The 24,161-nt window shown below is 67.1% G+C and carries 27 protein-coding genes, 1 tRNA gene and 1 pseudogene; 21 read left to right on the forward strand and 8 right to left on the reverse strand.

The genetic code is table 11. The features are described 5' to 3' along the window. Positions 1 to 4 precede the first annotated feature (4 nt). A complete protein-coding gene (locus C6569_RS20300; RefSeq protein WP_106750568.1) occupies positions 5 to 565 on the reverse strand; it encodes a sigma-70 family RNA polymerase sigma factor in 561 nt (186 codons plus the stop codon). Further along, positions 555 to 707: a NepR family anti-sigma factor gene (locus C6569_RS22050; protein WP_181313836.1), complete on the reverse strand. Its 153-nt coding sequence runs from the start codon at positions 705 to 707 to the stop codon at positions 555 to 557. The genes C6569_RS20300 and C6569_RS22050 overlap by 11 nt, the downstream gene beginning before the upstream one ends. A 204-nt stretch (positions 708 to 911) precedes the next feature. Here C6569_RS22050 and C6569_RS20305 point away from each other — a divergent pair, with 204 nt between their 5' ends. The 3 genes from C6569_RS20305 to C6569_RS20310 all read left to right on the forward strand — a co-directional run bounded on the left by C6569_RS20305 (position 912) and on the right by C6569_RS20310 (position 2,555). Then, positions 912 to 1,709, forward strand: coding sequence for a response regulator (locus C6569_RS20305; protein WP_106750569.1), 798 nt, complete (start codon positions 912 to 914; stop codon positions 1,707 to 1,709). Between the two features lie 117 nt (positions 1,710 to 1,826). Beyond that, a complete protein-coding gene (locus C6569_RS22055; RefSeq protein ID WP_181313837.1) occupies positions 1,827 to 1,976 on the forward strand; it encodes a hypothetical protein in 150 nt (49 codons plus the stop codon). 165 nt (positions 1,977 to 2,141) lie between these two features. Then, on the forward strand, positions 2,142 to 2,555 hold the full coding sequence (locus tag C6569_RS20310; protein WP_106750570.1) for a response regulator: 414 nt from the start codon (positions 2,142 to 2,144) through the stop codon (positions 2,553 to 2,555). A 12-nt stretch (positions 2,556 to 2,567) separates the two neighbouring features. On the opposite strand, the gene C6569_RS20315 is transcribed toward C6569_RS20310, so the two are convergent. Continuing rightward, the gene (locus C6569_RS20315; RefSeq protein ID WP_106750571.1) at positions 2,568 to 3,227 is read right to left on the reverse strand and encodes an aspartate/glutamate racemase family protein; all 660 of its coding nucleotides are present in this window, start codon (positions 3,225 to 3,227) and stop codon (positions 2,568 to 2,570) included. Further along, positions 3,227 to 4,192, reverse strand: coding sequence for a polysaccharide deacetylase family protein (locus C6569_RS20320; RefSeq protein ID WP_106750572.1), 966 nt, complete (start codon positions 4,190 to 4,192; stop codon positions 3,227 to 3,229). Before C6569_RS20320 ends, C6569_RS20315 begins: the two co-directional genes overlap by 1 nt. Positions 4,193 to 4,522: 330 nt before the next feature. On the opposite strand from C6569_RS20320, the gene C6569_RS20325 reads away from it, so the two are divergent. From C6569_RS20325 to C6569_RS20355, 7 genes are all read left to right on the forward strand, one after another. Continuing rightward, complete coding sequence (locus C6569_RS20325) at positions 4,523 to 5,632, forward strand: ABC transporter ATP-binding protein (protein ID WP_245898176.1); 1,110 nt, start codon at positions 4,523 to 4,525, stop codon at positions 5,630 to 5,632. A 35-nt stretch (positions 5,633 to 5,667) separates the two neighbouring features. Continuing rightward, positions 5,668 to 6,696 carry an extracellular solute-binding protein gene (locus tag C6569_RS20330; RefSeq protein ID WP_106750573.1) on the forward strand — a complete coding sequence of 343 codons (1,029 nt, stop codon included), beginning with the start codon at positions 5,668 to 5,670 and terminating at the stop codon, positions 6,694 to 6,696. Between the two features lie 12 nt (positions 6,697 to 6,708). Beyond that, entirely contained in the window at positions 6,709 to 7,575 is an 867-nt protein-coding gene (locus tag C6569_RS20335; protein WP_106750574.1) for an ABC transporter permease, read from the forward strand. Positions 7,576 to 7,584: 9 nt separating this feature from the next. After that, a complete protein-coding gene (locus C6569_RS20340) occupies positions 7,585 to 8,406 on the forward strand; it encodes an ABC transporter permease (RefSeq protein ID WP_106750575.1) in 822 nt (273 codons plus the stop codon). 17 nt (positions 8,407 to 8,423) lie between these two features. Continuing rightward, the gene (locus tag C6569_RS20345) at positions 8,424 to 9,335 is read left to right on the forward strand and encodes an allantoinase PuuE (RefSeq protein WP_215905767.1); all 912 of its coding nucleotides are present in this window, start codon (positions 8,424 to 8,426) and stop codon (positions 9,333 to 9,335) included. A gap of 22 nt (positions 9,336 to 9,357) precedes the next feature. After that, complete coding sequence (locus C6569_RS20350) at positions 9,358 to 10,206, forward strand: NHL repeat-containing protein (RefSeq protein WP_106750576.1); 849 nt, start codon at positions 9,358 to 9,360, stop codon at positions 10,204 to 10,206. A 53-nt stretch (positions 10,207 to 10,259) separates the two neighbouring features. Continuing rightward, a tRNA-Thr gene (locus C6569_RS20355) sits at positions 10,260 to 10,335 on the forward strand. Positions 10,336 to 10,549: 214 nt separating this feature from the next. On the opposite strand, the gene C6569_RS20360 is transcribed toward C6569_RS20355, so the two are convergent. Together C6569_RS20360 and C6569_RS20365 are read right to left on the reverse strand one after the other, a co-directional pair. Further along, complete coding sequence (locus C6569_RS20360; RefSeq protein WP_106750577.1) at positions 10,550 to 11,371, reverse strand: SDR family NAD(P)-dependent oxidoreductase; 822 nt, start codon at positions 11,369 to 11,371, stop codon at positions 10,550 to 10,552. 23 nt (positions 11,372 to 11,394) lie between these two features. Further along, entirely contained in the window at positions 11,395 to 12,231 is an 837-nt protein-coding gene (locus tag C6569_RS20365; RefSeq protein ID WP_106750578.1) for a MurR/RpiR family transcriptional regulator, read from the reverse strand. A 206-nt stretch (positions 12,232 to 12,437) separates the two neighbouring features. Between C6569_RS20365 and C6569_RS20370 the strand changes: the two genes are divergently transcribed. From C6569_RS20370 to C6569_RS20400, 7 genes and pseudogenes are all read left to right on the forward strand, one after another. Further along, on the forward strand, positions 12,438 to 13,682 hold the full coding sequence (locus tag C6569_RS20370; protein WP_106751168.1) for an ABC transporter substrate-binding protein: 1,245 nt from the start codon (positions 12,438 to 12,440) through the stop codon (positions 13,680 to 13,682). 76 nt (positions 13,683 to 13,758) lie between these two features. Further along, on the forward strand, positions 13,759 to 14,682 hold the full coding sequence (locus C6569_RS20375; protein ID WP_245898177.1) for a branched-chain amino acid ABC transporter permease: 924 nt from the start codon (positions 13,759 to 13,761) through the stop codon (positions 14,680 to 14,682). Position 14,683: 1 nt separating this feature from the next. Then, entirely contained in the window at positions 14,684 to 15,703 is a 1,020-nt protein-coding gene (locus C6569_RS20380; RefSeq protein ID WP_106750579.1) for a branched-chain amino acid ABC transporter permease, read from the forward strand. 3 nt (positions 15,704 to 15,706) lie between these two features. Continuing rightward, a complete protein-coding gene (locus C6569_RS20385) occupies positions 15,707 to 16,450 on the forward strand; it encodes an ABC transporter ATP-binding protein (protein WP_106750580.1) in 744 nt (247 codons plus the stop codon). After that, positions 16,450 to 17,151, forward strand: coding sequence for an ABC transporter ATP-binding protein (locus C6569_RS20390; protein WP_181313838.1), 702 nt, complete (start codon positions 16,450 to 16,452; stop codon positions 17,149 to 17,151). The genes C6569_RS20385 and C6569_RS20390 overlap by 1 nt, the downstream gene beginning before the upstream one ends. Beyond that, a complete protein-coding gene (locus C6569_RS22515) occupies positions 17,148 to 17,792 on the forward strand; it encodes an ATP-binding cassette domain-containing protein (RefSeq protein ID WP_106750582.1) in 645 nt (214 codons plus the stop codon). Before C6569_RS20390 ends, C6569_RS22515 begins: the two co-directional genes overlap by 4 nt. A 3-nt stretch (positions 17,793 to 17,795) precedes the next feature. Continuing rightward, positions 17,796 to 18,413, forward strand: a pseudogene (locus C6569_RS20400) (ABC transporter permease); the annotation flags it as partial. A 279-nt stretch (positions 18,414 to 18,692) separates the two neighbouring features. Here the strand turns inward: C6569_RS20400 and C6569_RS20405 are convergent. Both C6569_RS20405 and C6569_RS20410 read right to left on the reverse strand, forming a co-directional pair. Next, the gene (locus C6569_RS20405) at positions 18,693 to 19,979 is read right to left on the reverse strand and encodes an ATP-binding protein (RefSeq protein ID WP_106750583.1); all 1,287 of its coding nucleotides are present in this window, start codon (positions 19,977 to 19,979) and stop codon (positions 18,693 to 18,695) included. Continuing rightward, entirely contained in the window at positions 19,972 to 20,658 is a 687-nt protein-coding gene (locus C6569_RS20410) for a response regulator (RefSeq protein ID WP_245898178.1), read from the reverse strand. The genes C6569_RS20405 and C6569_RS20410 overlap by 8 nt, the downstream gene beginning before the upstream one ends. 685 nt (positions 20,659 to 21,343) lie before the next feature. Here C6569_RS20410 and C6569_RS20420 point away from each other — a divergent pair. The 4 genes from C6569_RS20420 to C6569_RS20435 all read left to right on the forward strand — a co-directional run bounded on the left by C6569_RS20420 (position 21,344) and on the right by C6569_RS20435 (position 24,158). Beyond that, the gene (locus C6569_RS20420) at positions 21,344 to 21,727 is read left to right on the forward strand and encodes an EF-hand domain-containing protein (protein WP_106750586.1); all 384 of its coding nucleotides are present in this window, start codon (positions 21,344 to 21,346) and stop codon (positions 21,725 to 21,727) included. A gap of 131 nt (positions 21,728 to 21,858) precedes the next feature. Next, positions 21,859 to 22,260, forward strand: coding sequence for a biotin/lipoyl-binding protein (locus tag C6569_RS20425; protein ID WP_181313839.1), 402 nt, complete (start codon positions 21,859 to 21,861; stop codon positions 22,258 to 22,260). Between the two features lie 81 nt (positions 22,261 to 22,341). Next, positions 22,342 to 22,983, forward strand: a complete 642-nt coding sequence (locus C6569_RS20430; RefSeq protein WP_245898365.1) for an HlyD family efflux transporter periplasmic adaptor subunit — start codon at positions 22,342 to 22,344, stop codon at positions 22,981 to 22,983. Further along, positions 22,980 to 24,158: an FtsX-like permease family protein gene (locus tag C6569_RS20435; RefSeq protein WP_106750589.1), complete on the forward strand. Its 1,179-nt coding sequence runs from the start codon at positions 22,980 to 22,982 to the stop codon at positions 24,156 to 24,158. The genes C6569_RS20430 and C6569_RS20435 overlap by 4 nt, the downstream gene beginning before the upstream one ends. Positions 24,159 to 24,161 lie beyond the last annotated feature (3 nt).

Raw genomic sequence — 24,161 nt, forward strand, 5'->3', positions numbered from 1 at the left:
GCGATCAGGTACGCGCCATATCCGCAGGTGATTGATGGGTGACGGCGACGGTGTTGCGGTCGGGACCGATCTCGTCGACGCTGGTGATGCCGAGGAGATCGGCGAGCTTGGCGCGGGCGCGGTTGACGCGGCTCTTGATCGTGCCGACGGCCACCCCGCAGATCTCGGCCGCTTCCTCGTAGGACAGGCCGCTGGCGCCCACCATGATCAGCACCTCGCGATGCTCTTCCGACAGCTTGGCGAGGGCGACGCGGAAATCGGCGAGGTCGAGCGCGCTTTCCTGTTCTCCGGAGACGGTGAGCCGCTGGGCATAGGTGCCGTCGCTGTCCTGAACCTCGCGGCCGCGCTTGCGGTAGAGCGAGTAATAGGTGTTGCGCAGGATGGTGAAGAGCCAGGCGCGCAGGCTCGTTCCCGGCTGGAACTTCTCGGAATTGCCCCAGGCCTTGAGCATCGTGTCCTGGACCAGGTCGTCCGCCTGCTGGACCGATCCGCACAGCGAAACCGCGAAGGCACGCAGGTTCGACAGTTCGGCGATCAGGCCCTCGCGGAATTCGTCACTGGCCATTGCGGCGCTCCTTGGCTTCGAGCTCGGCGAGCAGCACGAGGAAGCGGTCGGGTACCGGCGCCTTGATGAGATCGTCGTAATGGGCCTTCAGCGATTTGCCGATGGCCTCCTGAATGCGCTGGTCGAGGACGATCTCGGTCATGTCCCGGTCCTGTGCCGCCGCGCTCTTGTCATCATTATCCGGCATCTCACCCATCGATCTCTCCATCCGCACCCGTGGGGCGCGGCCTTGATCCAACCCAAAACGTGCCTCGCACACATTGGTTCCGCCAAAAAGAAAAAATAAAAAACTTGCCAAACCAAGGGGTTCCGGGCTGGTTTTGGCGATGACCGACAGGAGTGTAGAATGACCATCGCTGCGGAAATCGCACCGCATCTCCCTTACCTGCGCCGCTTCGCCCGCGCCCTCAACGGCACCCAGGCCGGAGGCGACTCCTATGTCGTCGCAACCCTCGAGGCGCTGGTCGCCGACCCCGCGTCCTTCCCCCGCGACATTCCCGCCCGCATCGCCCTCTACCGCATCTTCCTGAAGCTGTGGTCGTCCATGCCGGTCAACATGGCCGCCTCCCATGCCGGGGCGACCCGGGCGGGCGCCGTGGAGCGTAATCTCGACGCGCTGACGCCGCGGCCACGACAGGCCTTCCTCCTGCGCACGGTCGAAGGCTTCGCCATCCAGGACGTCGCGGCGGTGCTCGACATCGACGTCGACGCGGCGGCGGCCCTCGTCGAGCAGGCCGGTCGCGAGATCGCCGAGCAGGTGGCTACCGACGTTCTCATCATCGAGGACGAGCCGATCATCGCGCTCGACATCGAGACGCTGGTGCAGGAGCTCGGCCATTCCGTCACGGGCATCGCCCGCACCCACAAGGAGGCGGTGGCCCTCGTCAAGCAGAAGCGGCCAGGCCTCGTCCTCGCCGACATCCAGCTCGCCGACGGCTCCTCGGGCCTCGAGGCGGTGGCCGAGATCCTCGAGACCATCGACCTGCCGGTGATCTTCATCACGGCCTATCCCGAGCGGCTCCTCACCGGCGACCGCCCGGAACCGGCCTTCCTGATCACCAAGCCGTTCCAGCCCGAGGCGGTGAAGGCCGCCATCAGCCAGGCCCTGTTCTTCGACCGCCGGTCGGAGCGCAAGGTCGCCTGAGACGGGCCACGGGTGACACTGCCGGATTTTGCCATGCCGCGAGGGAACCTTCCTCGCGGCATTCCGTTGTGAGCCATGACGGGGGTTCTGGTTTCACGGCGGCGCCGGGAGGATTCGATGTTGTTTTCGCTTGCGACCATGCTCGTCGCGGCCGCCGTCCTCTTCGGCGGCCTCGTGGCGCTGACCCCTTTCGTCGTCGACATCACCCTCCTCGCCATGGCCCTTTCCGGGGCCCATGCGGTCGTCGCTCTGGCGGGGGGCTCGTGACGGGTTCCATCTCCTTACGGCACGTCCGGCCGCGTTCTGTGAGCCGGGCATCGAGTGGAACAAAATCGTGCTATGAAGAGTCGTTAAGAGAACTTTCGTTCGCAGCGAGTTCTCTTGAGTGCAACGGAGTGATGAGGGGTCATCTCCCGCTTTCAGGTCTGAGGCATGGATAGGCATCGCATACTGATCGTCGAGGACGATCCGTTCATCGCAATGGATATCGAGGCGGCCGTCCTCGATGACCTTGGTCCCAGGACCGAGGTCATCGTCGTCGACAGCCTCGCCGAGGCGCAGACCCTCGCCGAGGATCGCGTCCATTGCGCCTTGCTGGACGTCGATGTCGTCGGCGGCAAGACCTTCGAGGTCGCGCTGAAGCTGCGCGCCCGCGGGACTCCCTTCGCCTTCGTCTCCGGCTCCCTGCCCTCCGACCTCCCGGCGGAACTGCGCGGCGCGACGTTCGTCCGCAAGCCCTTCCATTCCCGCGACATCCTGGGCTTCGTCACCAGCGCCCTTCAGACCGACCACACCGCCACCGGCGGCACCAGCATCAACCTGCCCGCCGGCCAGGGTCAGGACTGACGCGGCGCGGCCTTAGCCTTCGTCCACCGACCTCTCGGCCCGGCGCACGGCGAGCCTCACCGCCGCCGGCACCGGCTCGATGATCGGCACGGGAAGGCTGCCGGCGATGTCGCGCGCTGCGACCGCCAGCGGCCCGCCGCCGATGACGAGCGCCTTCGCTCCCAGCTCCTCCACCGCCTTGAGGCAGGCCTCGCGCAGCGCCTCTGACAGACCCTGGCGATTGCCCATCACCTGATGCACGTCGCCCTGCGTCAGCGCCGTGCCGAGGAACAGGTCGCCGTGGCCGTAGAGCTCGGCCCGCTCGGCGATGGCCTCGACGAGGTCCGGCGTCGTCGTCACCACCGCGAAAGGCCCGTGCGCCGCCGCCTCCGCCATGCCGGCCTCGGCGATGCCCGTGACCGGAATGGCGACGCTCTGGCGAAGGTCGGTCACGCCGGGATCGCCGAAGGCCGCGACGATGAGGCCGCGATAGCCGAAGGGTGGCCGTGCCGCGACCAGGGCGTTGACGGCCTGCCGGCCGATCTCGAGTTCCGTCGGCCCGGTGATCAGCGGCACGCCGAAGGGGGCGGAGAGCCCGTCGATCTCGATGCCGGGGACGGCGTCGCGGGCGATACCCACCATGGCGGCCGTGGTGGCCTGGCTGGTGTTCGGATTGATCAGCAGCAGGCGCATCACGACCCCGCGGGAACGGCTGCGGCGAAGGCGCCGGCGATAGCGGCGCGCGGCGCGACCCAGACCCGGTCGCCGAGGCCGGCGAGCCGGTCGAGCACGCGGGAGAAGGCGGCAAAACGCCCGGGCCGGCCGGCGATCCTCAGGTGATAGCCGATGTTGAGCAGGCGCGGCAGTCCGCGGGCCGCCTCCGCCAGAAGCACCTCCAGCGCATCGTCGACATAGTCGGCCATTTCGCCGGCGCGCACGAAGCCGTTAGGGTGGAAGAACTTCATGTCGTTGGAGTCCAGGGCATAGGGCACCACGACGAGCGGCCGGGTTCCCGACAGGTCCCAGTAGGGCAGGTCGTCGTCGAAAGCGTTGGAGGTGTAGAGGAAGCCGCGCTCGATGAGGAGCCCGCGGGTCCAGGCGCTCTCCGCGCCCCGGCAGAAGAAGCCCGCGGGTCTCTCGCCGCCCGCGGCCGTGATCGCCGCAATGCAGCGGTCGAGGTCGGCGGCCTCCGCCTCGCGGCTGCGATAGTCGGCATGGGGGCGCCAGCGCCAGCCGTGCACCGCCGCCTCGTGTCCGCTCGCGCGGATCGCCGTGAGGAGGGCGGGCGAGCGCTCGACGGCACGGCCGCAGCACAGCCAGGTCGCCGGCAGCTTGCGCATGTCCAGCGCCTCCAGCATGCGCCAGAAGCCGGCGCGGGTGCCGTAGGCGAAGATCTGCTCCTGGCCCGGGTCGCGGGTGCCCGGTTCGACGACGCTGAGCACCTCGCCCATGCGTTCGCTCGCCGGGTCGCCGTCCCCGACCTGCCACTCCGCTCCTTCCTCGAGGTTGACGTTGACCGAGACGGCGAGCCGCGCCCCGTTGGGCCAGCGCAGGTCCGGCCAACGGCCGCCATAGCCGTCGAGGTTCCGCTCGCCGCCTGCCGTGGCGGCGGGACGGTCGGCGATGCCGCGGCCCTGCCGGCCTGCGGTCGATGTCATGGCGCTCCTCCGGATTGCGGGCCGGCGCCACTGCCTGCCCGATCCGGTGGCAGCAAGACACGTGCCGACCGGCCGGACCCCGAAACAATCGGATCAGAAATTAGGCAAGGCCAAATAACAGGCAACGAAGTGATGCCTTTGACGGCAGTGAGGAAGGCCCGTTCGCCTCCGCAGCCGTCGAGCCGCTCGCCACCGGTCAACCCGGCGCGCCGCATTCCATGCGGGATTCGTGCCGTGCCCATAGCCCGAAAGTGCGCGGCTGCCGCGCGGAGCCACTTGGCATGGCCGTTGCTCGCCATGGGGCGTCCCGATGCGGAGAACCTCGTCCTGATGGCATCCCAGCAGACCGCGATGGCCCGGGCCGCGCAGCCTTTGACGCTGGACGGCGTGACCCACAGCTACGGCGCGGGCCTGGCCGTCGACAACGTCACGCTGGAGGTGAAGGGCGGCGAGCTCGTGGCCCTCCTCGGTCCCTCGGGCTGCGGCAAGACCACGCTTCTGCGCATCGTCGCCGGCTTCATCGCCCAGACCAACGGCAAGGTGATCATCGGCGACCGGCCGATCGACGAGCTGCCGCCGAACCGGCGCGAGATCGGCATCGTCTTCCAGAACTATGCGCTGTTCCCCCACATGACGGTGGCTGAGAACATCGCCTACGGTCTCGCCGCCCGCGGCGAGAGCCGCGCCGTCCAGACCGAGCGCGTCGCCGAGATGCTGGCGACGGTGCGCATGGAGGGCTTCGCCGACCGCAAGCCGCGCCAGCTCTCCGGCGGCCAGCAGCAGCGCGTGGCGCTCGCCCGGGCGCTGGCCATCCGGCCGCGCATCCTCCTGCTCGACGAGCCCTTCGCCGCCCTCGACAAGAACCTGCGCCTCGACATGCAGATCGAGATCAAGCGCCTGCAGCGCCAGTTCGCCCTCACCGCCATCATGGTCACCCACGACCAGGACGAGGCCATGTCCATCGCCGACCGAATCGCGGTGATGAGCCAGGGCCGCATCGAGCAGCTCGGATCGCCGGTGGAGATCTACGACGAGCCTGCGACGCTCTTCGTCAACAATTTCATCGGCTCCAGCAATCTCCTGAAGGGCCGGGTCGAGGCCGTGACCGAGGGCGACTGCCGCGTCGTGCTCGACGCGGGCGCCACCTGGACGCTGCCCGCCCGCGGGCGCTTCGAGCCCGGCGCCCCCGTGCTCGTCTCCGTGCGCCCCGAACAGATGGTGCTGGAGGGCGAGGCCGCTCCCGACCGCCTGCCCGTCACCCTCAAGCTCAGCCTGCCCATCGGCGGGGCGCTCATCCACGACGTCACCGCCGCCGGCGGCGAGCAGCTCAAGGTCGCCGTGCCGCGCCGGCCCGGCACTCTCGCCGCCCAGCCGGGCGAGGCCTTCGCGGCCCTCGCCCCCCACGCCCGCCCGTCACTCTTTCCCGCCGCATCGTCCTGAGCCCTGACCGGCCGTTCCCACGAGGAGTATCCCGCATGACCAAGCTCAACCGCCGCGACATCCTGGCCGGCGCCGGCGCGCTCGGCCTCGCCGGGCTCCTGCCCGGCGCCGCCCGCGCCTCCGGCAGCGTCACCGCCGCCATCTATCCCGGCACCTGGGAGGAGGCCTATCGCGCCGTCGTCGCCCCGGCGCTGAAGAAGGCCGCCAATGTCGACATCGCCTTCGACTCGCTCTTCGCGGTCGACCAGGTGGCCAAGGTCCGCGCCGCCCGCGGCGTGCCGCCCTTCGACTGCTTCGTGCTGGATCCCGGCCCGGCCGCCGCCGCCCAGGCCGCCGGCCTCTTCGAGCCGATCGACGCCTCCAAGCTGACCAACGCCGCGAAGGTTCCCGCCGGACTGATCAAGTCCCATGGCGTCACCTGCAACGCCCAGGTCGTCGGCATCGCCTACAATCCGAAGAAGTTCCCGACGCCGCCCAAGGCCTGGACCGACCTCTTCACCGCGCCCTATGTGGAGCGCCTCGGCCTCACCGGATTCCAGACCACCTTCGGCACCGTCTCGCTCATCGAGATGTGCAAGGCCTTCGGCGGTTCCGAGACCAATATGGAGCCGATCTTCGCCGAGCTGAAGAAGGCCGTGTCCAAGGCCGCCGCCGTCGCTGCCCCCGCCGCCATGCCCGGCCTGTTCCAGCAGGGCCAGATCGACGTCATGTACACCAACACCAACACGGTCGCGATCCTGAAGGGCCGCGGCGTCGACATCGCCTTCGCCACGCCCGCTTCCGGCGCCATCACCTTCCAGACGACGCTGCACATCGTGAAGGGCGCCGAGAACGTCGCCAACGCCTACAAGTACATCGACACGGCGATCTCCGCCGAGGTGCAGAATCAGCTGCAGCGCAGCCCCTACAACATGATCCCGATCAACAAGGACGTGACCTTCGTCGACACCCTCGACGTCAAGTCCATCGACGACCTCTCCAAGATGGTCACCCACGACTGGACCAAGATCAATCCGCAGCGCGCCGCCTGGATCGAGCGCTTCAACAAGGAGATCACGAAGTAAGGCGCGCTCCCCGTGTCCGCAGCCGCAGCCGCACCGGGCGCCTCGCCCCTCCGTGACACCGTCGAGTGGCGCCTGGCGGCGCCGCTCGGCCTCACCTATGCGGTGTTCTTCGCGGCGCCCTTCCTCATCCTGCTCGGCATCAGCTTCTATGCCGATGCCGAGCAGACCCGCCTCGGCCTCGACAGCTGGGTCAAGTTCTACACCGACGCCTTCTACCTCAAGGTCATCTTCGACACGCTGAAGCTCGGCGTCCTCGCCGTGGTGGCGACGACGATCCTCGCCTATCCGCTGGCGCTGGTGTTCCGGGCAGCGTCGCCGCGGATGCAGCGGGTGCTGATCTTCATCATCCTGATGCCGTTGCTGACCTCGGTCGTCATCCGCACCTTCGCCTGGATCGTCATCCTCGCCCGCGAGGGCGTGGTCAACCAGACGCTCATGGCGCTCGGCCTCACCGCGACGCCGCTCAACCTCTTGCAGACCGAGCTCGGCCTGGTCATCGCCCTGACGCAGATCGAAATGCCGCTCATGCTGCTGCCGCTGCTCACCATCATGAACCAGATGGACCAGAACCTGGTCGACGCCTCGCGAGCGCTCGGGGCCTCCAAGTGGCGCACCTTCTTCCGGGTGATCCTGCCCTTGACCCTTCCCGGCTGGATCGCCGGAGCCACCCTGGTCTTCGCTTCCGCCACCACCGCCTTCATCTCCCAGTCGGTGATCGGCGGGGCCAGGCTCGTCTACCTGCCCTCGCTCATCTGGCAGCAGTCCATGGTGGTCTACAACTGGCCCTTCGCGGCGGTGGCCTCCCTCACCCTCCTCTTCACGGTGCTCTCCGGCATCATGGCGCTGAGCTGGCTCGGCCGCTTCGCGAAGACCAGCTAGAGGCCGCCCATGTCGCAGCGCTCCACGCCGGCCGACGTCTCCTTCAACCTGACGGTCGGGATCATCGCCGGCATCGCCATCCTCATCCTGGTGGCCCCCGTCCTCATCGTCATCGCCACCTCCTTCACCACGACGCAAGCGTTGCGCTTCCCGCCGCCGGGCCTGTCGCTGCGCTGGTACGGCGAGCTCTTCGATCCCGTCCGCTCGGCACCCATCCACAACGCCGCGCTGAACAGCCTCTGGGTCGCCGGCTGGGCCACCGCGATCGGCTCGGTCCTCTCCGTCCTCGCGGCCCTCGCCATCACCCGCGTCAGCCGTCCCTCGGCGCGGGCGCTGGAGGCGAGCTTCCTCTCGCCCCTGGTTCTGCCGACCCTCTCCTATGGCCTCGCCGCCCTGATGTTCTTCTCCGTGCTCGGCATCCGGCCCTCGCTGAACCTGCTCATCGCCGGCCACCTCGTCGTCATCGCCCCCTTCGTCTTCCGCACGACGCTGGCGAGCCTCACCCAGCTCGACCCCGCCCTGCTCGAGGCCTCCGCCAATCTCGGCGCCAGCCGCCTCTATTCCTTCCGCCGCATCACCCTGCCGCTCATCGCACCGGGCATCGCCGCGGGCGCCTTCCTCGCCTTCATCGCCTCCATGGACAACGTGCCGGTCTCGCTCTTCCTCTCGACGGCGCGCACCTCCATGCTGCCCATCCGCATGTGGGGCATGATGGAATCGACCCTCGACGTCCGCATCGCCGCCATTGCCGGCGTGCTGATCGTTGCCATCCTCTTCCTCATGGTGGTGATGGACCGGTTCACCGGCCTCACCCGCCGCATGAGCGCCTGACCCGCCGGAGCCCCGCCATGACCGTGCCCTATGACCGCGACCTCATCGGCTACGGCGCCAATCCGCCGAACCCGCAATGGCCGGGCGGTGCCCGCGTCGCCATCAACTTCGTCATGAACTACGAGGAGGGCTCGGAGCCCTCGGTGCAGGACGGCGAGGGCTATACCGAGACGGCGCTGACCGAATCGAGCAGCCTCAACATGCCGGTCAAAGGCCGCGATCTCGCCGGCGAGGGCATGTTCGCCTATGGCAGCCGCGTCGGCTTCTGGCGTCTGATGCGCCTGTTCCAGGAGCGCGGCCTGCCGATGACCGTCTTCGGCTGCGCGCTGGCGCTGGAGCGCAACCCCGAGGCCGCCGCCGCGGTCAAAGCCTCCGGCTTCGACGTCTGCTGCCACGGCTGGCGCTGGATCAAGCATTACGAGCTCGACGAGGCCGAGGAGCGCGAGCACATCAGGAAGGCCGTCGCCTCCCTGAAGGCCACCGTCGGCGAGCGCCCGCTCGGCTGGTACTGCCGCTACGGGCCGAGCGTGAACACCCGGAGGCTGGTGGTCGAGGAGGGCGGTTTCCTCTACGATTCCGACGCCTATGACGACGAGCTGCCCTACTGGACGACGGTCGACGGCAACCCGCATCTCGTCGTGCCCTATTCCCTCGTCAACAACGACGGCAAGTTCGGCACCGGCTTCTTCGCCACCTCGCAGGACTATTTCGAGTGGCACAGGGATGCCTTCGACATGCTCTATGCCGAGGGCCGCACCCACCCGAAGATGATGTCGGTCGGCCTCCACATGCGCCTCATCGGCCATCCGGCGCGGGCGGCGGGCCTCGCTCGGTTCCTCGATTACGTGCAGTCCCACGAGGGGGTGTGGGTGACAAGGCGCCTCGACATCGCGCAGCATTGGGCGAAGACCCATCCCTTCCAGGGCTGAGCCCGCGCGCCGAGGACCGTCCATGCCCCATGAGCTCATCGTCGCCCTCGGCGACCGGCACTACCGCGTCGAGCGGCCCTTCGGCTCCTGGCCGCAGAACACCGGCTTCGTCACCGACGTGACGGTGGACGGGCGCGGCCACGTCTTCGTCATGCTGCGCCACGACCCGCTGGTCCATCCCGCCGATCCCCGGGTGATCGAGCTCGATCCGGAGGGCCGCTACATCGCCGGCTGGGGCGGCGAGGCCATCGCCGATTCGCACATGCTCACCGCGACGCCCTCGGGCCACCTCATCGCGGTGGACCGCGACATGCACGAGGTCATCTGGTTCACGCGCTCCGGCGAGCGCGTCGGCCAGCTCGGGGTCCGCGGCCGGCCCTTCTCGCCCTTCAACCACCCGACCGACGTCTCCGTCGCCCCCTGGGGCGACATCTACGTCTCCGACGGCTACGGCGCGGCGCTCGTCCACCGCTTCTCGCCCAACGGCCAGCACGTGCAGAGCTGGGGCGGGCAGGGGTCGCAGGACGGCGAATTCGTCTGGCCGCACTCGCTCTGGACCTTCGCCGACGGCCGGGTCGTCGTCATCGACCGCACCTGGAACCGCGTCCAGGTCTTCGACGGGGCGGGCCAGCACCTCGACACCTGGCACGACTTCTACCAGCCGGTGGGTATCTGGGGCGACGCCGAGGGCTGCGCCTACATCACCGACATGGTGCCGAGCCTGACCAAGATCGCCCCGGACGGCACCCGCATCGGCCGCTGCCGGCCCATGCTCAACGGCGCCCACGGCCTCTACGGCACGCCCACCGGCGACATTCTCCTCGCCGAGGGCAATCCGAGCCGCATCACCCGCCTGAAACTCTTGGGCTGAGGCGCCTTGCCTGTTGCCAAACGCCCCACCCGCGGCTAAAAGCCAGCCCGATTGCCGCCTTAGCTCAGCTGGTAGAGCACCTCATTCGTAATGAGGGGGTCGTAGGTTCGAATCCTATAGGCGGCACCAATCATCTCAAGGCGTTATGCGGCTCGTACGCGGCATCCGGCCTGCGCCGGAATGGTTTGCTGTCCATATGCCGTCCACGCGCAGCTGGGCGTCGCCACGCCCTTGATCCATGCCTCAAGAGCCCTTCTTGCCCTGAAGGATTGTGTGCTCGTCGGTGAGCCAACAGGGCAGAGCCGCGTCGTGCCTGCCGGAGCCGGGCGCACCGTGTGCGTGGTCACGCCGGCCAGGCCTGGCTACCCCCATCGACGCGCAGGACTTGGCCGGACACGAAGGCACCGAGAGGTCCTGCGAAGACCTCGATGAGGCGCGCGACCTCGTCGATGGTCGCGATCCGGTCGAGGGTTCCGCCATCGGCGAGGCGCCCCGGATCGACCGATCGCGTGCCGAGGAAGCGGCCGGTGCGGGTGTCGCCAGGGGCGATGCAGTTGACGGTGATGTCGTAGGCGCGAAGCTGGTCGGCGAGGCAGCGGGTGTAGTGGGTGACGCCGGCCTTGGCGGTCGCGTAGATCGCCCCGTTGGTGCGGCCCTTGAAGGCGGCGACCGAGCCGATGGTCACGATGCGGCCCGTGCGGCGCGTCATCATCCCCCGCGCGACAGCCTGGCAGACGAGGATGGTGGAGATCAGGTTCCGGTCGATGACCGCCCGGACATCCTCGACCTTGATTCCGACCGCGTCGTTCGGGTCGGGTTTGCCACCCCCCGCGGCGATGTCGCCACCGGCGTTGTGGACAAGGATGTCGATCGGTCCAAGCATGGCCTCGGACTCGCCGACGACCCGGTCGATATCGTCACTCCGGGTGAGGTCGCCTAGAAGGCGCAGGGTGCGAACACCATGATGGGCGGCCACCTCCTGCGCCACGGCCGTAAGGGTCGTTCCCTCGCCGTACTCGGCGGGCCCCTCTTCGCGCATGCCGTGGATCGCAACGTTGGCGCCCAGCCTGGCGAGGCGCTCGGCGAAGGCCCGCCCCAGACCGCGGCCGGCGCCGGTGACCAGCGCGGTCTTCCCGGCCAGGGATCGTTCAGGATCAGGTGCCATCGGTGTATCCTTCGACGAGAGGGTCATTCGTCGGCGAGGCTGAGACCAACCGCGATCGCCTGCACGAGGCACATGGGCGCGACGAGGGTTCGCAGGGCCGGCTCCGGCATGTCGTGGATCTCGAACACGACGGAGGCGCCCTCGGTGATCGGTCCGAGCAGGCTGTCGGTGATGGCGATGGCCGGCACGCCGCGTGCGACCAGTTCCGGAAACAACCGCGCCGTGTCCGGATAGTAGTTGCGGAAGGACACGGCGATCAGCGCGTCTTCGCGGGTGGCCGCGTGGGACTGCTCGCCGATGCTCCCGCCGATCCCGTCGAGCACGACCACGCGCCGTCCCAGCTTGCGCAGCACATAGGCGAGATGCGCGACGACGGGATAGGATCCGCCGAGGCCGAGCAGATAGATGTCCCGCGCCTTGGACAGAATGGCGATGGATGCCTCGATGTCAGGCTCGGAGATCGCCTCGCGCAGCGTGTCGAGGGCTGCATGGGCCTCGTTGACGAAGCGGTTCAGAACGGCAACGGGCCGGCGCGCGAGGGCGGATTTCTCGTCGGCCTTCATCTTCGCGAGACGCGACTTGTAGCTCGGTGCGACACCGGCAATCAGGCGCGAGCGGAACACCTGCTGCATGTCGCTGAAGCCGGTGAAGCCGATGGCATGGGCAAAGCGGACGATGGCGGAGGGCTGGACGCCCGTCCGTTCGGCAACTTCTGCAACCGTCCCGAGGGCCACCTCGGTCGGGTGATCGAGGACGAACTCGGCGATCTGACGAAGGCGGCCCGGCAGCGCCCGATGACGCTGCGCGATCAGGCTGCGCAACTCGTCGTAGCTCGCAGGGGCCGGCGATAGATCGGTCATTCCAGAAGGCTCCCTGAAGAATCAGGTCGAGGGCCAAGGTTGCCGCACCGTGGTGCGTTCCATTCAATGGATCAACTATTCCGCTTTACAATGTCAAATGGAATGTTCATTCTATTTCCAACAAGGGCGAAAATCGCCCGGGTCTCAGGGAGGAGACGATGAGCAGAGAGCGCATTTCGCGGCGTGGTGTGATGAAGGGCAGCCTCATGGCCGCTGCCCTGAGCGGCACGGCAAGCTACTTCGGCCCTTGGACGCACAATCGCGTCTGGGCTCAGGGCGCCAAGCCCATCAAGCTCGGCCTGACCTGTGACGCGTCCGGCCAATACGGCAACAGCGGCCAGGACGACCTGCTCGGCATGCGCATGGCCATCGACGAGTTCAACGCCAGGGGCGGTGTTCTCGGCCGGAAGATCGAGTGGATCACCGCCGACACCGAGACCAACCCCGCGACTGCGACTCGCGTCGCCGAGCGGTTCATCGCGCAGGAGCAATGCGCCTTCCTGCTCGGTGCGGTGCATTCGGGCGTCGCCAACGCCATCACCCAGGTCGCCGCCAAGACCGGCACGATCTACATGAACACCAATTCCTCGGCGCCAAGCGAGGCGGGAGAGAACTGCTCGCGGGTCAAGTTCGTCTGGGACGGCAACGGCACGAACTTCTCCAAGGCCGCGGTGAAGAACGCCGTCGAGCGCATCGGCAAGAAGTGGCTGCTGCTGACCAACGACTATGTCTGGGGCCATACGACGTCGGCCTCGACCAAGGCGCTCGTCGAGGCCGCCGGCGGTCAGATCGTCGACAATCTCCTGGTTCCTCAGAACACGCGAGACTTCACGTCCTACCTGCTCAAGGTTCAGCAGATCCGCCCCGACGTGGTCGCAACCGCGATCGGCGGCGACGACATCAAGGCGTTGCGCCAGCAGATCACCGACCTCAGGCTCGAGGAGCGGACGGCCTGGATCAACAACCAGCAGGATTGGCCGGACATCTGGGGCGCGCCGGACAGCCTGTTCGGCGTCTTCGGCACCACCTGGTACCACAAGCTGGCGCTGCCGGGGGTCGAGGACTTCGTGCGCCGCTGGAAGGCTGCGTTCCCGCGCTCACCGATCCCGGTGCCGGGCAACGTCTCCTACAACGGCTACATGGCGACGCGCGAGTTGCTGCGGGCCGTCGAGCGGGCCGGGTCCACCAACAACGCCAAGGTCATCAGGGCCCTCGAAGGGCACAAGATGAGCGCGGCCGACCGGATGCAGCACTTCGATGCCTATATCGACCCGGTCACCCATCAGGTCCAGCAGACCATCTATCTCGCCAAGCGCAACACCAAGCCGTCAGACCCGACCGATCTCTATGAGATCCTGAGCCAGACCCAGCCACAGAATGCGCTGGACGATGCGGCTCCCGGCAAGTGCAAGCTCATGCCCTTCGAGCAACTGCCCAGCTACGAGATGTAACCGGCCGCCATCCTCGACATCCCCGCGGGCGGCGGCAGCGCCGTCCGCGCCTACCTGCCGCAGACGGGCTTCGCCGATGATCCTCAATCTCATGCCGCATCTGGTGAACGGGCTGACGCTGGGTCTCCTGTTCGCTCTGATCGCGCTCGGCTTCATGCTGATCCTGGGCCTCATGGAGCAGATCAACCTCGCCCATGGTTCGCTCTTCGCGCTCGGCGCCTATTTCGCCTATGCGATCGCCACCCCGCGCCTGCCGATCCCGCCGGACATGCTCCAGGCCTGGGCCGCGGTTCCACTCGGCTGGCGCTACCTGGCCGCGGTCGTCCTCGCCCCCATCCTCGTCGCCCCCTTTGGGGCGCTGATCGAGCGCCTGATGCGCAGGACCTACGGCAAGGACCCGCTCTATGGGCTGCTGCTGACCTTCGGCATCGCGATGGTGCTGGAGGACTTGATCCGCACCGTCTGGGGAACGCGGGACTACACGCTTCCGGTCCCGCGAGACCTGTCGGGTGGCTTCTTCTTCCTCGACCTCATCTGGTCGCGCTACCGGTTCTGGGCGGCGGCCTTCGCGGTGGCGGCCATCGCGGCTGTCTGGCTCATTGTCGAGCGAACTCGCTTCGGCGCCATGGTGAAGGCCGGAGCGCACGACACCGAGATCGTCCAGGCGCTGGGCATCGACATCGGCCGATTGCGCACAGGCGTCTTCATCTTCGGCACCATGCTGGCGGCGCTCGCAGGTGTGATCATGGCGCCCATCTGGGGCATCCGGCCGCATATGGGCGTGGATGCGGTGGTGCCGGCCTTCCTGGTCATCGTTCTCGGCGGCGTCGGCTCCTTCTGGGGCGCCGTTCTGGCGGGCCTGCTCGTCGGGATGGTCGTCGGACTGTCAGGCGCCTACGCGTCGGAATGGTCGCTGCTGTCGATGTACCTGCTGCTGATTGCGGTCGTCACGTTCCGCGCCCGCGGCCTGTTCGGCAAGAAGAGCGCGCTGGAGGCCTGACATGACCGCGACTCCCCCCCAGACCACAGTCCAGACCTTCACCCCCACCATGCTGATCACCTGGGCGCTGCTGGCGAGCCTCCCCCTGTGGATCGAGAAGGTCGGGCTTTACCAGTATCTCGGCGTCGAGATCCTGATCTGGGCGACCTATGCCCTGGCCTTCAACCTCGTCCTCGGCCATGCGGGGCTGCCGTCCTTCGGGCACGGCGCCTTCTTCGGGATCGGCGCCTATGCCTTCGGCCTCGCCCAGTTCAACATCGCCGCGAACCTGTGGGTGTGCCTGCTGGCGGCGTTGCTGGCGGCTGCGCTCGCCGGGGCAGTGGTGGCGCTGTTCATCTCCCATCGCCGCGGCATCTATTTCTCGCTGATGACCATCGCCTTCGGCCAGGTCTTCTGGTTCATCGCCATGAAGGCCCATGCCATCACCGGCGGCGAGGACGGCCTCCTCAAGATCGCCCGTCTGCCGATGGACATCGGAGTCGCGGCCTTTTCCACCGAGAGCAACGTCGCCCTGTACTATGCGGTCTTCGCTGTCTTCGTCGCCGTCTCGCTCGGACTCTGGCGGCTGGTCCACTCGCCGTTCGGACGCGTGGTGAAGGCCATCAAGCAGAACGAGGAACGCGCGCGCTTTGTCGGTTACGATGTCTGGGCCGCGAAGTTTGCGACGATCGTGATCTCCGCAGCGTTATCGGGCCTTGCCGGCGGCCTTTTCGCCATGGCCCAGCGATCGGCCTTTCCCGATGTGATGAGCCTCCATTACTCCGGCTACATCGTGATGATGACGCTGGTCGGCGGGGGTCTCGTCTCCTACTGGGGGCCGGTCATCGGTGTCGTCGTCTTTCTGCTCGCGCGCGACCTGATCGGCGCCTGGACGACGAGCTGGATGCTCTGGTTCGGGCTTCTCTTCGTCATTCTGGTGATGTTCCGCCCGGACGGCATCGCCGGCTTCCTCGAGAGCCTGCGCCGAAAAGAACCGCCCGCGCCGGCGCCCGTTCCCGCGTCGGATGCGAAGGGAGCCTGAGCCATGCCGTTGTTCGAGGCCCGCAACCTGCACCTGCGCTTCGGCGACCGCGTCGTTCTGGAGAACATCTCGCTCGCCTTCGACAAGGGGCGCCTGTCCGGCATCATGGGCCCGAACGGTGCCGGCAAGACGACCTGCTTCAACGTCCTGACGGGCCGCTACCGGCCCGACCGCGGCCAGGTCATCTTCGATGGAGAGGACATCACCGGGCTGAAGCCCCACCTGATTGCGCGCCGGGGTATCGCCCGGTCGTTCCAGCTCATGAACCTGTTCGACGAGTTCACCGTCTTCGAGAATGTCGCGGTCGCCCTGCCGGAAACCCGCCGACGCTTTACGGATCCGGTCGGCCAGGCCTACGGCGACCGGCGCGTCGTCGATGAGGCGATGGCGATCCTGGAGCGCGTCGGACTCCACAGGCGCGCGGCCGATCCCGCGAAGTCTCTGCCCTACGGCGCGCGGCGAGCGCTGGAGATCGCGGTCGCGCTCGCCTCCCGGCCCAAACTCCTCTTCCTCGACGAACCGACGGCCGGGCTCGGAAGCGATGGCCGCGCGCGCCTCGCCGATCTCATCCGTGCGCTCAAGGGCGACGTCACCATGGTCATCATCGAGCACGACATGGAATTCCTGTTCTCGCTGGCGGACGAGATCTCGGTGATCCACTGGGGACAGGTCATCGCACGGGGCACACCTCAGGCCCTGATGGCCAATCCATGGGTCAAGGCGTCGAAACTCGGGGAGGCCGCGTGATGCTGGAGGTCCGCGGCATCGACACCTTCCACGGCGAAACGCAGGCCCTCTTCGGCGTTTCGCTCTCGGTTGGTGCAGGCGAGGTCCTCGCCCTGCTCGGCGCCAATGGCGCTGGCAAGACAACACTGATCCGCTCGGTACTCGGTCTCACGAGGCCGCGGCGCGGGGAAATCCGCTTCCGGGACAAGGTCATCACCACCTGGGAGACGCACGACATCGCGCGCGCCGGAGTGGGCTGGGTGCCCGACGACAGACGGCTCTGTCCCACCCTCACTGTCGCCAAGAACCTTGCCCTGGGAACGAAGGCGACGGCCTACCGCAGTTGGTCGGTCGCCGAGGTGACCGAGGTCTTCACGGCCCTGAAATACCTGATGGCGCGCGATGCGGAGACCCTATCCGGCGGCGAGATGCAGATGGTCGCCATCGGTCGCGCGCTTCTCGGCTCTCCCGGCCTTGTCCTCTTCGACGAGCCGAGCCAGGGCCTCGCCCCGAAGATCGTCTCCGACGTGATGGCCGTGATCCGCCGGCTGAAGGCCGAGGGCATCGCCTCGGTGGTTGTGGAGCAGAATGCCGACGTCGCCCTTTCGGTCGCCGATCGGGCTGTCATCCTGTCGCGGGGCCATGTCGTCTGGCAGGGCGACGCCAGGGAGCTCGCGGCGGATCACGCCCTGAAGCAAAGCCTGCTCGGAGGCCTGCAATGAGTGCTCCCATCCTCGCCCTCGACGGGCTCGCCAAGGAATATCGTGGCCTTCTCGCCCGCGAGGCGAGCTTCACCCTGAGTGTCGACAGGCGTTTCGACGGCCCCGAGATCGTCGGCGTCATGGGGCCGAACGGCGCGGGCAAGACGACGCTGTTCGAGATGATCGCCGGCTCCAACGCACCCAGCGTCGGCCGCGTCCTCATCGCCGGCCAGGACATTCATCAGGTGAGGCCACGCGAGCGCGACCGGCTCGCCATCCACTATCACCAGTCCTATCAGGTGCGCCGGTTTCGCCGCACCCGCCCGGCCTTCCTGCAGGAGCGCGCCCGCAGCGCCTATCCGCTCGTGCACCTCTTCGACGAGCCGCAGTTCAACACGCAGGACGGCTATATCGGCTTCATGCTGGACTTCTTCCGCCGCCTCAAAGACGAGGGGCACCTTGTCTTCGTCTGCCTGCACCCGACGGCACCGTTCCAGCTCGACATCCTGAACGAGATCTGTGACCGGTTCCTGTTCGTTTCCGGCGGACAGGTCCGAGCCTATGACGATTTCGCCACGGTCGTGTCGGCACCCGACATTCGGCTGTATCTCGGGGATGTCGCTCCAGTCATGCCGGGTCAACGGTCGGAGATGATCCTCTGAGACGGCGCCCGCGTCTCGCTGGTGGTCGGCTTCTCGGTGGCGATCCTCGCCTCCGTCCTCGGCCTTATGGTCGGCCTCGTCGCCGGCTTCATCCGCGCGGCGGACGCCGTCATCATGCGCGTCATGGACGGCATCATGTCGATCCCCTCCATCCTGCTCGCCGTGGCGCTGATGGCGCTGACCCGCGGCTCGGTCGGCAACGTCATCCTCGCCATTACCATCGCCGAGGTGCCGCGCGTCGCCCGCCTGGTGCGCGGCGTGGTGCTGTCCCTGCGCGAACAGCCCTATGTCGATGCCGGCGTGGCGGCCGGCACCCGCACGCCGATGATCATCCTCAAGCACATCCTGCCGAACACGCTCGCCCCCATCATCGTCCAGGCGACCTATATCTGCGCCTCCGCCATGATCACCGAGGCGATCCTCTCCTTCATCGGTGCCGGCACCCCGCCCATCATTCCCTCCTGGGGGAACATCATGGCCGAGGGCCGGGCGCTCTGGCAGGTGAAGTTCTACATCGTGCTGATCCCGGCCATCTTCCTGTCGATCACCGTCCTCGCCGTGAATCTTCTCGGCGACGGCCTGCGCGACGCCCTCGATCCCCGCCTCGCCAAGCAGTTCTGAGCGGACGGGGGAACGCGGGGAAAGCAGCCATTCCCGAGGGCTCTTCGGTCCTCAAACGCGAAACGACGCAGTTCAGCCTTGCGCCTGCAAAGCGGACATCAGCACTTGATCCACCAACGGACACTCGCCTGTGGCCGCCCACCCGATGCGAGTGCGTCGGGTGTTTCCGGTTACGAGCGAATGCTCGGAACTGTCTTATCCTCAAGCGAAAGGGAAAGACGTTCCCAGGCCAATGAACACTTTGGGAGCGCTGCGAACACGGGCCGCCCAAAACCTTGCTCACGCCGGCTTCGTTTGCGGAATTCGCAGGCGGACCGTGAAGGTCTCGGCGGCCTGATCGAATTCCACGACCCCGCCATGGGCCTTCGCCACCTGATCGACGATGGCGAGGCCCAGCCCCGTGCCCTCGCCGGCCCGCGCGGAGTCCCCTCGCGCAAACGGGCGCAGCAGGTCCCTTGCCTTGTCGGGGGAGAGGCCGTGCCCCGAATCCTGCACGTCGATCGAGAGCTGCCCGCCGTGAACTCGGGCGCTGACTGCGATGGGGGCCGTTCCATACTTGAGCGCGTTCGCCAGAAGGTTCTCGACGGCCCTGAGAACGGCTGCCTCTTTCACCCAGACCAGACCGTCTGCCGGCGCATCGAGCGCGATGGCCTCGCACCGGTTGCGTGCCTCGATCGCCTGCCGCAAGAGCGCCCGCAGCGGAACCGCCCGCGCTTCTTCGGTCTCGAACCCACGAGCGAAGTCGAGGAACTGGCCGAGCAGGCTCTCGATCCGGATCACATTGCGCTCGGCCCCTTCGATGAGGTCGGCATCCGCGTTCTTCAGCATCGCGAGGGACAGGCGCAGCTTCGTCAGGGGCGTCCGAAGGTCGTGACTGACGCCGGCCAGCATCAGGGCCCGGTCGGCCTCGGCCGCGCGCAACCGCTCCGACATGTCCTGCAGAGCCCGGGATACGGTCGCGATCTCCCGTGGATGCTGGATCGTGTTGTCATAGGCGTCGGACGGACTGGACATCAAGCCGACCGCTCTCTCAAGGCGCCTCAGTGGCTGGGCAATCCGTCGTTGAAGTGCGATGCCGCCGGCAAGAGCGGCGAGCAAGGCGATCCCGGACGCAATCAAGAGTCCGGTCACCGGATCAGTTGCAGGCAATGTCCTCAGCGAGAGCCAGTAGGGGCGGTCAGCCGTGGCAATGCGGACCCAGACCCGCCCGTCGGTATCGACAACAACGCCGGATGCCGGGATGCCGTGCTGGTCCGACAGGATGTGCAGGAAGTAGCGCGAAAACCAGTTTCGCTGCATGTCTGCATCGTCAGGTGCGGTTTCGCCGACCAGAACATCAGGCGCTTCGTCGGCGCGCAGGGCTTCGGCGAGGTGAGCTCTTTGGGAAGGGTCCATCTGTCGGAAGGAGTGCTCCAGACTGCGGATCACACGTGCCGTGTCCGCGGCAGTCCTTTCGATCTGGGGACGCAGAACGAGGCCGGCGATCAGCACGAGCGACACCAGCAGCGCACCGAGGATCGCGGCGGCAAGAACCGCGATGTTCTGTTTGAACAGCGAGTCAAGCACCGTTCGACACCAGAACGTAGCCCACGCCCCAGACGGTCTTGATCAGTTCGGCGTCATCCGCCCGGTCGCCGATGGCACGCCGCAGTCGCGTGATCTGCACGTCCACCGCGCGATCCGTGACCTCGGCGTCCCGGCCCAGCGCACGGTCGATCAGCTGCGCCCGGCTGAGCGGGCGTCCCCGGCTGCGCACCAGCGCGGCCAGCAGGGCGAACTCACGGCTGGACAGCTTCAGCGGCGCGCCATCGCGAGTCACCGCTCGGGTCGAGAGATTGATCTGGAGCGGACCAACAGTGACGCTGTCTTCCGGAGAGATATCGTTCATGCCGCGCGCGCGCCGCAGCACCGCCGAGAGACGTGCAACCAGTTCGCGCGGTTCGAAGGGTTTCGGCAAGTAGTCGTCGGCGCCGGCTTCGAGACCGACAATGCGGTCGATCGGATCGCCTCGTGCCGTCAGCATGATGATCGGCGTCATATCTCCCGACGCCCTGAGGCGTTTGCAAATCGCCAGCCCGTCTTCCCCCGACATCATGAGATCCAGCACGATCGCGTCCGTCGGGTTTCGCGAAAGCTCCCTGTCAAGAGCCCCGCCGCCGTCCACGGTGCGGGTCTCGAAGCCATGTTCGGTCAGGAACCGGCGTAGCAGCGCGCGCAGTTCGGCGTCGTCGTCGACAACGACCACTCTGTCAGGCTTCCCGTTCATGGACGTGACCCTGTCATGGTTCCGAACGCATGGGCAATGCGAAGTTGTTTCAAACTATGACAGACGCCAGCTCTCGTAACGCCGTGTCACATGTTGTCCAAATTCCGTAACACCCGGGAAATAAAGGTCATTCAGAACCCGCCTAGCTTTAGACACAACGTTTTTCGCCAGCTTCAGGAGAAGCAACTATGTGTCGCATGTCTCTTTCATCGGCGCTCCTTGGTGCCGTTACGCTGATCGGAGCAGCCTTGACGTCTGCACCGCATGCGCAGGCTCAGGCCGTCATTTACTGCACGGGTCCCGGTGTGCCCGTCGGTTGTGTCGCCCGTCCGGCTGCACGCGCCCGGGTGATCTATTGCACGAGTCCGGGAGTTCCCGTCGGCTGTGTCGCACGACCGGCTGCACGCGCCAGGGTGATCTATTGCACGCGGCCAGGATTCCCCGTGGGCTGTGTCGACCGCGGGGCGCCAGGGGTCGGCGTCGCACCGGGAGTTCCGGGCAATCGCGGCGGCCCGGTCAACCGCGTCGGCCCTCGCTGACCTCGTTTCGCAGTCAACCTGCCGATCATGGACGGCACGCGTTGGGCAGCTTCCAGCACGAACTTGTACCGATGCTGACCGGAAGCGACAGAGCCGTGCCACGCTCGGATCGTCCATGAGATTGTATGAGAACGGGAACAGATTGTTGTGCGCTGGTCCTGTCGCCGTCGAACCTGAACAAGTGGGTCACATCGATGAAACGGAAACCTCTGAAAGTACTGACTCTGGCTGCCATCCTGGTCGCGCCGCTGTCCGGCGCCCTGGCCCAGACAGGACCCGGCGCCGACAGGCAGAAAATGGCCAACAATTTTGCCGAAGCCGACGCTAATCGCGATGGGATGCTCACGTTCGACGAGTTTGTTAAATTTCTGCAGCTGAACGCGCGGGACAACCTGGGCCGAGCTGCACAGGTCGTTCAGTCCGGCAACTATCGCATGGCCTTCAGCCGGGTCGACACAGATCGCAATGGCGTGTTGAGCCAGCAAGAGCTGCAAGCGCTCGCAAGATGACATCACACGAACCAAACGCGGGAAAGGCAGCCGCGTCCGGGGGCTTGCCGCTCGTCGACAACGGCAAGGATCGGTCTTCGCCGAACAGATCAGTCCGCGGGCGACCGGGTTGGCCACTGAAGGCCCTGGTCGTGCTCCTGATCCTCCTGATGGGCGGCGTCATCGGGCTGTATTTCCAGGGCCCGGCCTTGCGTGCGATCTTCGCATGGACCTCCCTCGAGCCCGGCGCCGGTGCTCGGCGACCGATCGCGCTTCCGGCCGGCCGGGTGCCTTCCGCGGAGCGCGTCGCCGCCATGGCGACGGGCGACGTCGTCTCCCTGGGGCGGCTCCAACCCTCCGGCGGAACCGTCTCCGTAGCGCCGCCGCAGGGGGCCGGCGATGCGCGCATCGACCGGATGCTCGTCGCCGAGGGGGATGTTGTCACCAAGGGCGCTGTGCTGGCCGAGCTCGATAGTCTGGCGCTCTACCAATCCGCTCTGACCAGCGCCGAAAGCACGCTTGCAATCAGGCGCGCCGGGCTCGCTCAGGCGTAGGTCCAGGCCGCGGGGACGGAGGCCGAGCTTCGCGCACAGCTGCGTGGCGCGGAGGCGACGCTGGCGGCCGCCGAGCGGGAACTGGCGCGGATGCGCACCCTGTCGGACAGGGGGGTCTCGACGCAGGCGGCCCTCGAGGCTGCCAATCGGGCCGCCGACACCGCTCGTGCCGATCTCGACCGATTGCAAGCGGCGCTGATGCGGTATCAGCCCGGACCGGACGGTTTGCAGGTGGACGTCGCCGTGGCCGAAGCCAATCTCGCCGCAGCGCAGGCGGCCGTTGACCAGGCGCGAAGCGATCTCGACCGTGCCCGGGTGCTCGCGCCTCAGAATGGCACCATACTCAAGGTGTCCGCGCGGGCGGGGGAGCGTCCCCCCACCGGGGGGCTTCTGAAGATGGGCGACACGGCACGGATGGAGGCGGAACTGGAGGTCTTCCAGGTCATGCTGCCACGGGTCGCACTCGGACAGAATGTATCGCTCGTCTCCGGTGTGCTCGGCAGGGATCCGCTGACCGGAAAGGTCTCGCGCATCAGCACGCTCGTCGGGCGGCAAAGCGTCACGGAGGATGATCCGGCGGCGAATACGGATGCGCGTGTGCTGCTCGTCACGGTCGCGCTGGACGAAGCGTCGAGCGCGAGGGCTGCGCGCTACGTCAACCTTGAGGTCGTGGCCCGGATCGCCGTTGCAGCCGACGTGCCTGCCGGCGGAGCCGGACGATGACGGCCGTGCTCACCCGCATCCTCGGCCGGTTGCCGATCGGATACCTGCAGCTCACGCACAATCCAGGCCGGCTCCTGGCCGCTTTGGCCGGCGTGGCCTTCGCCAACGTCCTTGTCTTCGTGCAGCTCGGCCTGGCCGGATCGATGGGGGAATCGGTGGCCATCCCCTACCGGCTGTTCCAGCCGACACTTCTGATCATGTCGCCCGCAGCTTCGGAGACGTTGTCCGATGCGGCGACTCTCCCGCGTCAAAGACTGTTCCAGGCACGGGTACACCCGGACGTGACCGGCGGCACGCCCATCTATCTGGGTCGCCTGACCTGGATATCGGGCCAGAATTCATCCTCGTCGATCCAGTTCATCGGGCTTGTGCCTGATGCCGGGCCCTTCTTCGACGACGCGCTCGCCGCGCCTCTCATAAGCCTGTCCCTCTCGGACACCGCGCTGGTCGATACACGAACCCGATTTGTCGACATGCGCGGCTTCGCCGCGGCGCAGCCCGAGGCGCAGGTGCCGTTCGAAATGCAGAACCGGCAGCTCGGCGCCATCGGAACCGTATCGATTGGCGGCGGCTTCGGCGGCGATGGCGTGTTCCTTGTGTCGGACCAGACCTTCTTCCACCTGTTTCCCCGGCGCAGCTCCGCGACGCCCAGCCACATCCTTCTGTCTCTGGCCCCCGGCGCCGATCCCCGCAAGGTTGCCGCCGAACTGGCGCAACTCTACCCGCCCGACACGGTCCGGATCCGGACCGTCACCCAGGCAACGCAACAGGAGATCCGCTACCAGATGACCCAACGCCCGACCGGCCTGATCTTCGCCTTCGGCGTGGCCATCGGGGTCGTCGTCGGCATTGTGATCGCCTATCAGGTGCTGTCGGCCGATGTTGCTGATCACATCCGCGAATACGCGACATTCAAGGCCATGGGGTTTCGTCACGGCTTTTTCGTTGGCGTCATCCTGGAAGAGGCGATCATCCTGGCGGCAATCGGCTTCTGGCCAGGTCTTGCGTTTTCACAATTGTTCTACCAGTCGCTGGCCTACCTGACGAACATACCGATCTTCATGACCCCCGAGCGCGCTGTTGCCGTCTTTATCGGGACGATCCTTGCCTGCGCCTTGTCCGGCGCCCTTGCCATGCGCAAGCTTGCGGCCGCCGAACCTGCCGACCTGTTCTGAGGC

The organism is Phreatobacter cathodiphilus (assembly GCF_003008515.1).
Lineage (GTDB): Bacteria > Pseudomonadota > Alphaproteobacteria > Rhizobiales > Phreatobacteraceae > Phreatobacter > Phreatobacter cathodiphilus.

Coding starts and splice junctions, on each gene's coding strand:
- C6569_RS20325 (WP_245898176.1), top strand. CDS start 4,523: ATGGCATCCCAGCAGACCGCGATGGCCCGGGCCGCGCAGCCTTTGACG.
- C6569_RS20365 (WP_106750578.1), bottom strand. CDS start 12,231: ATGACCGATCTATCGCCGGCCCCTGCGAGCTACGACGAGTTGCGCAGC.
- C6569_RS22515 (WP_106750582.1), top strand. CDS start 17,148: ATGAGTGCTCCCATCCTCGCCCTCGACGGGCTCGCCAAGGAATATCGT.
- C6569_RS20380 (WP_106750579.1), top strand. CDS start 14,684: ATGACCGCGACTCCCCCCCAGACCACAGTCCAGACCTTCACCCCCACC.
- C6569_RS20350 (WP_106750576.1), top strand. CDS start 9,358: ATGCCCCATGAGCTCATCGTCGCCCTCGGCGACCGGCACTACCGCGTC.
- C6569_RS20370 (WP_106751168.1), top strand. CDS start 12,438: ATGGCCGCTGCCCTGAGCGGCACGGCAAGCTACTTCGGCCCTTGGACG.
- C6569_RS20305 (WP_106750569.1), top strand. CDS start 912: ATGACCATCGCTGCGGAAATCGCACCGCATCTCCCTTACCTGCGCCGC.
- C6569_RS22055 (WP_181313837.1), top strand. CDS start 1,827: ATGTTGTTTTCGCTTGCGACCATGCTCGTCGCGGCCGCCGTCCTCTTC.
- C6569_RS22050 (WP_181313836.1), bottom strand. CDS start 707: ATGACCGAGATCGTCCTCGACCAGCGCATTCAGGAGGCCATCGGCAAA.
- C6569_RS20345 (WP_215905767.1), top strand. CDS start 8,424: ATGACCGTGCCCTATGACCGCGACCTCATCGGCTACGGCGCCAATCCG.
- C6569_RS20385 (WP_106750580.1), top strand. CDS start 15,707: ATGCCGTTGTTCGAGGCCCGCAACCTGCACCTGCGCTTCGGCGACCGC.
- C6569_RS20390 (WP_181313838.1), top strand. CDS start 16,450: ATGCTGGAGGTCCGCGGCATCGACACCTTCCACGGCGAAACGCAGGCC.
- C6569_RS20360 (WP_106750577.1), bottom strand. CDS start 11,371: ATGGCACCTGATCCTGAACGATCCCTGGCCGGGAAGACCGCGCTGGTC.
- C6569_RS20315 (WP_106750571.1), bottom strand. CDS start 3,227: ATGCGCCTGCTGCTGATCAATCCGAACACCAGCCAGGCCACCACGGCC.
- C6569_RS20310 (WP_106750570.1), top strand. CDS start 2,142: ATGGATAGGCATCGCATACTGATCGTCGAGGACGATCCGTTCATCGCA.
- C6569_RS20375 (WP_245898177.1), top strand. CDS start 13,759: ATGATCCTCAATCTCATGCCGCATCTGGTGAACGGGCTGACGCTGGGT.
- C6569_RS20420 (WP_106750586.1), top strand. CDS start 21,344: ATGAGAACGGGAACAGATTGTTGTGCGCTGGTCCTGTCGCCGTCGAAC.
- C6569_RS20320 (WP_106750572.1), bottom strand. CDS start 4,192: ATGACATCGACCGCAGGCCGGCAGGGCCGCGGCATCGCCGACCGTCCC.
- C6569_RS20435 (WP_106750589.1), top strand. CDS start 22,980: ATGACGGCCGTGCTCACCCGCATCCTCGGCCGGTTGCCGATCGGATAC.
- C6569_RS20300 (WP_106750568.1), bottom strand. CDS start 565: ATGGCCAGTGACGAATTCCGCGAGGGCCTGATCGCCGAACTGTCGAAC.
- C6569_RS20330 (WP_106750573.1), top strand. CDS start 5,668: ATGACCAAGCTCAACCGCCGCGACATCCTGGCCGGCGCCGGCGCGCTC.
- C6569_RS20340 (WP_106750575.1), top strand. CDS start 7,585: ATGTCGCAGCGCTCCACGCCGGCCGACGTCTCCTTCAACCTGACGGTC.